The sequence below is a fragment of the Arenibaculum sp. genome, assembly GCF_035998295.1.
Classification (GTDB): Bacteria; Pseudomonadota; Alphaproteobacteria; order Azospirillales; family Azospirillaceae; genus DASYHS01.
Map to the genome: position 1 here is coordinate 1 of NZ_DASYHS010000213.1, position 4937 is coordinate 4937.

General features: G+C 70.0%; 7 protein-coding genes and 1 pseudogene. 2 read left to right on the forward strand and 6 right to left on the reverse strand.

The genetic code is table 11. The features are described from left to right. Positions 1-55: 55 nt before the first annotated feature. Entirely contained in the window at positions 56-559 is a 504-nt protein-coding gene (locus VGO20_RS20525; RefSeq protein ID WP_327504246.1) for a hypothetical protein, read from the forward strand. A gap of 7 nt (positions 560-566) precedes the next feature. On the opposite strand, the gene VGO20_RS20530 is transcribed toward VGO20_RS20525, so the two are convergent. The 4 genes from VGO20_RS20530 to VGO20_RS20545 all read right to left on the reverse strand — a co-directional run bounded on the left by VGO20_RS20530 (position 567) and on the right by VGO20_RS20545 (position 2710). Beyond that, positions 567-965, reverse strand: a complete 399-nt coding sequence (locus tag VGO20_RS20530) for a hypothetical protein (protein WP_327504247.1) — start codon at positions 963-965, stop codon at positions 567-569. 141 nt (positions 966-1106) lie between these two features. Next, a complete protein-coding gene (locus VGO20_RS20535) occupies positions 1107-1751 on the reverse strand; it encodes a glutathione S-transferase family protein (protein ID WP_327504248.1) in 645 nt (214 codons plus the stop codon). Between the two features lie 10 nt (positions 1752-1761). Further along, positions 1762-2307: a hypothetical protein gene (locus VGO20_RS20540; protein ID WP_327504249.1), complete on the reverse strand. Its 546-nt coding sequence runs from the start codon at positions 2305-2307 to the stop codon at positions 1762-1764. A 91-nt stretch (positions 2308-2398) separates the two neighbouring features. Continuing rightward, positions 2399-2710 carry a hypothetical protein gene (locus VGO20_RS20545; protein ID WP_327504250.1) on the reverse strand — a complete coding sequence of 104 codons (312 nt, stop codon included), beginning with the start codon at positions 2708-2710 and terminating at the stop codon, positions 2399-2401. Positions 2711-2967: 257 nt separating this feature from the next. Here VGO20_RS20545 and mazG point away from each other — a divergent pair, with 257 nt between their 5' ends. Beyond that, positions 2968-3762, forward strand: a complete 795-nt coding sequence (gene mazG, locus VGO20_RS20550; RefSeq protein WP_327504251.1) for a nucleoside triphosphate pyrophosphohydrolase — start codon at positions 2968-2970, stop codon at positions 3760-3762. Positions 3763-3770: 8 nt separating this feature from the next. Here mazG and VGO20_RS20555 read toward each other — a convergent pair whose 3' ends face one another. Both VGO20_RS20555 and groEL read right to left on the reverse strand, forming a co-directional pair. Next, entirely contained in the window at positions 3771-4580 is an 810-nt protein-coding gene (locus tag VGO20_RS20555; RefSeq protein ID WP_327504252.1) for an inositol monophosphatase family protein, read from the reverse strand. Positions 4581-4727: 147 nt separating this feature from the next. After that, positions 4728-4937, reverse strand: a pseudogene (gene groEL, locus VGO20_RS20560) (chaperonin GroEL); the annotation flags it as partial.

Here is a 4937-nt window from a genome sequence, read left to right on the forward strand (position 1 = left end):
AAGCTGACGAAATCGGGCGTCCGCAAGGCCGGTCGCAAGCGCCGGAGGCGGTAGCATGTCGACGCTCTGGCGCGACACCACGGACAGCGGCCGCCGCGAGCTCTTCGCGGCGGCCGTTCGCCAGTTCCGGCAGTACGGGACCGTCTCAGGCACCGGGAGCGTCTCGTTCGCCAACCCGACGGCGCCGGTGTTCATCGAGACGACCGGCAACGTCTACTCGATCCATGGCGCGCTGCTCACGTCGCCGCCGCGCATCGCGACGGGGCCGGTGTCGTTCACGGTCGGGCAGGGGAGTGACGCCGGCATGGCGTCGGCGCCCGTGCCCGGCTCCTACGTGCCGCCGCTGCCGGGCCGCAAGCCGGCGCCGCCGGTCATGACGGCATCCGCGCCGCCGATCCCCGGGCGCAAGCCGACCGTGCCGGTGCAGACGGCGGACACCTCAGTCCTGTATGGGGCGGCGCCTGAGGGCGGCGTGATGCTGGCCGGGATGGGCGGGGGCTGGCTCCCCTGGGTACTGGGAGCTGCCGTTGTTGGGGCGTTCGCACTGTCCCGACGCTGATTGGCGCTCAGGTTACCGCGTCGGCCGTATCGGTCCTGCAGGAGCCCGCCGGGGTAGCACTCGGCGGGCTCTTTTGCGTCCGTGACGTGTGGTACCCGCGCCGCGCATCCCGCGACATTTTGACGCATCTTTTGTAGTGCGCCCGGATGGTTTCACGCGGAACGTCTTCGGTGAGCGCAACCGATGCGATAGCCCGGTCGAGGTCGATGCCGGCGGACTGCATCTCGATCACGCGCCGGCCGGCCGCTTCCATGCGCGCCCACCATGCTCTCTGCTCGGCTTCCTGGCGTGCCTGGGCCTCGTCCTCGCCGGCATGATCGAGCAGCCGGCGCGCAATGGAGAGATAGTATTTTCCAAGGCGGCGCGCGGCATCCGGCGTCAGCGCGCGAATAATACGGCTATCCATGTTCCGACCCGAAGCTACCCAATGGAACATAAGGGTATTCAGGCGGGGACGGATTTCCAAGCCATTGACAACATTCGGAAAAAGCGTCTCAGGCTATTTCCATAATATATCTTATCGGACAAATGGCTATGGACGCGCCGGTTACTGGTCGGCCCACCCTTCCGTCCGGCAAAGGGTCCGGACCGACGGCACTGCGGCCATCCATTCCCACCAAGCCCGTATCGGCGGCCGGTCATCGACGAGCCGGCGGAACTCCGGAACGTTGATGCCGTAGCGCATCATCGGCGCTGCGTGCAGGTCGGCCAGGCTCGGCTCGGGCGTTCCGGCCAGGAACGGGCCGTCGCCCATTATTGCCGCCAGCGCGTCCAGCGTCCGCGACGCGAGGCTCGCGGCAGGCGCCGGGGCCGTCCAGCCGGCCTGCCCGCCCGCGCGCCGGTACGCGACGTGGAAATCCCAGACCCAGCATCGGTACGCATAGGCGTCGAGCACGCCGACGGCCTGGTTCATCCGCGCCCGCGCCCTCGGCGCCTGGAGTTGAAGCTTCGGTCCGTCGAAGGCCTCGTCCAGATAGCGCGTGATGGCCGCCGTCTCGTACAGCACGAAGCCTCCGTGGTCGATCGCGGGCACGCGCCCGAACGGATGGACGGCATCGTAGCCGGCCGGCAGGCCCGCGGCGGAGAACGGATCGACGGTCATGACTTCGAACGGGATTCCTTTGAAATCAAGGGTCAGGAGGACGATCCTGACATAGACGCTTTCCTGCATTCCGAAGACGGTGACGGTCATGCGACGGGCTCTACTGGGCGACGAGGGTGACGCGCGCGACCTGCGGGGCCGAGTCCGTCGCCGGTATGCCCGACGGGACGAAGACCACGGTGGCGCCGTCGGCGATCGCCCGGCGCAGGCCGAGCGTCTTCATGGTGTCGGTCACGTCGTAGCTGTAGGTGCGGGTCGCCTCGACCGCCGCGAAGAAATTGAGCGTGCCCACCCGGCCGCCCGCCCCCTGCCCTTCGCTCGGCCTCGTCCCGGCCGGCGGCACCAGATGGACCGCGTAAAGGATTCCGGGCTGGTCGTCGGCGCGCACGCCGTCGAGGACGAGGAAGATGCGGGTGCCGCGTTCCATGGCCGCGGGCGCCGCCTCGGTCGGCCGCAGAGGCACCTCCACGGGATCGGCGAGGAGCGCCACCGGCCCGCTCGCCGCACCGGTGGCGACGACCGTCGGCGGCCCGGCCGTCGAGCCCTGGGCCCGCAGGTCCGGGCCGGGATCGGCCAGCGCCATCAACAGCATGACGACGCCGGCGAGGATCGTGGCGCTCAGGGCCCTTCCGATCCGCTTACGCATTGCTCGATACTCCCTTTGGAGCGGCATCGGTTCTCCAAGACAAAAACCGGCACTCGGCGGATTCCATTGATCCTCCGGGTGCCGCGATCCTTCAGGCGGCGTCGCGAACGCCGGGTTCCCCGGGCGGCGGCGACTCGCCGGCCCGTCCTCCGGCCGCCCCGATCCGGCCGGAGACCGCCTCCACCCGTTCCCAGGCACTCGGCGGCAGCGCGAGGAGGACGTCCTCGTTCGCATCCAGGACGTGGAGCATACCATCGACGACCTCTATCGAGCAGCCTTCCGCTTCGACCTCGCCATGCCGGCCGCAGATGCGCCAGGCCACGGGCGGGCCGGCTTCCTCCCGTCCCGCCCAGGCGCCATCCTCGGCGAAGACGTCGTCAGGGTCTATGACCCTCGCCGGCACGGTGGGAGCCTCGGCGGTGCGCCGGTATGGCAATAAAACTAAAAGGTATTTCAACATTGTGGGAGCGAATCTTCATTCAGCAGATGATCCGAGGCCGGCCCGAGCCGCGATGCCGATCATCGCGCCTGCATGGTTAATTCGCCGTGAAGCATGACGCGTCCGCCCTGCTCGGCTAAGGTCGGCGCCACCACTGCCCGGCACCACTCTGCCCAGGCCCCCTCTGCCCGGGCCTCCTCTGCCCAGGACCGACGAACGACATGAGCAACATCGACCGCCTGCTCGCGATCATGGCCCGGCTGCGCGACCCCGAGGCCGGATGCCCCTGGGACCTGGAGCAGTCCTTCCGGACGATCGCCCCGCACACGATCGAGGAGGCCTACGAGGTCGCGGACGCGATCGAGCGCGCGGACATGGACGACCTGCGCGAGGAACTCGGCGACCTGCTGTTCCAGGTCGTCTTCTACGCCCAGATGGGCCGGGAGCAGGGAGCCTTCGACTTCGAGGCCATCGCCGGCACGATCGCCGACAAGATGATCCGGCGCCACCCCCACGTCTTCGGCGAGGACCGCGTGGACGACGCCGCGCAGATGGTCGGCCGCTGGGAATCCCAGAAGGCGGCCGAGCGGGACGACAGGGCCGCCGCCCAGGGGCGCCGGGCAAGCGTGCTCGACGGCGTGATCGGCGCCCTGCCCGCCCTCACCCGCGCCGTGAAGCTCCAGAAGCGGGCCGCGCGCGTCGGCTTCGACTGGACGGAAGCCGCGGATATCCTCGACAAGATCGAGGAGGAAGTGCTGGAGCTGCGGGCCGAGCTGGCCGGCCGGGACCGGGCCCGGATGGAGGACGAGCTGGGCGACCTGCTGTTCGCGCTCGCCAACCTCGCCCGGCGCCTCGACATCGATCCCGAAGCGGCGCTGCGCGGCACGAATGCGAAGTTCGAGCGGCGGTTCCGCCGCATCGAGGAACTGCTGCACCTGCAGGGCCGCAGCGCCGAGGCCGCCGGCCTGGACGAGATGGAAGCGCTCTGGCAGCAGGCGAAGACCGAGGAAAGGTAGACGGCGGATCAGCGGGCGCCGACGCCGAACAGCAGGTCGCGCAGTTCGATCCAGCTCGCGCGGTCGGGCGCCAGGAGCAGCCCGCCGCTGTGTTCGGTCGGCGCATAGCGCCCGCCGTCGAGCTTGGCGTGGTACCCTCCGGCTTCCGCGTGCAGCAGCGTCCCCGCGGCATGGTCCCAGGGCATGATGCGGCGGTAGACGGAGAAATGCGTCTCGCCCGAAACGAGGCCGAGATACTCGTGGGCGGCGCAGTGCAGGGAGAACGCGCGTTCGACCAGCGGGATCTGCCGCTCTAGCCGCTCGCGCACGGGGCGCTCGAAGTAGCGCGTCGACACGGTGCCGGTCATGCCGGCCGGCGCCGTGGCCGGTGCCGCCGACAGCCGGACGCCGCCGAGCCAGGCCCCCTCGCCTTTCGCGGCCGTGGCGATACGCCCGCCGCAGGGATCGAGGATCCAGCCCGCAAGCGTCTCCCCGGCCCTGGCGAACGCCACCATGACCCCGAAGGCCGGGTTGCCGGAAGCGAAGTTCGACGTGCCGTCCACGGGATCGACGATCCATACCGGCGCGTCGTCGAAGATGCGCGCGAGTACCCGCGTGTCGCCGGCCGCGGCCTCCTCGCCGATGACGACGGAGCCCGGAACGAGGTCGGTCAGCCGCTCGGTCAGGCGCCGCTCGGCCGCCTCGTCGGCCACCGTCACCAGGTCGCCCGGCCCCTTCTCGCGGATCTCGCCCGTCCCCAGCCTGCGGAACCGGGGCAGGATCTCCGCCTCGGCGACCTCCCGCATGATCGAGGCGACGCGGTCGATGTCAGGCAGCATTCGCGCATTCCCGATGACGAAAAGGCCGCGCGTCGCGGCCGCAGGCGCCCTAGATAGGGCAATCGGCCCGGCGGCGGCAAGAGAGAGGGCCGCGGAATTGCTCCCGCGGCCCTCCTTCGTCTCCGGATCGGATGGAACGACCGGGGCTTAGAAGCCCATGTCGCCCATGCCGCCCATTCCACCCATGCCGCCCGGGCCGCCGGCCGGGGCCTTCGGCTCCGGCTTCTCGGCGACCATGGCCTCGGTGGTGATCAGCAGGCCGGCGACCGAGGCCGCGTCCTGCAGCGCGGTGCGCACCACCTTGGTCGGGTCGATGATGCCGGCCTTGACCAGGTCGCAGTACTGGCCGGTCTGGGC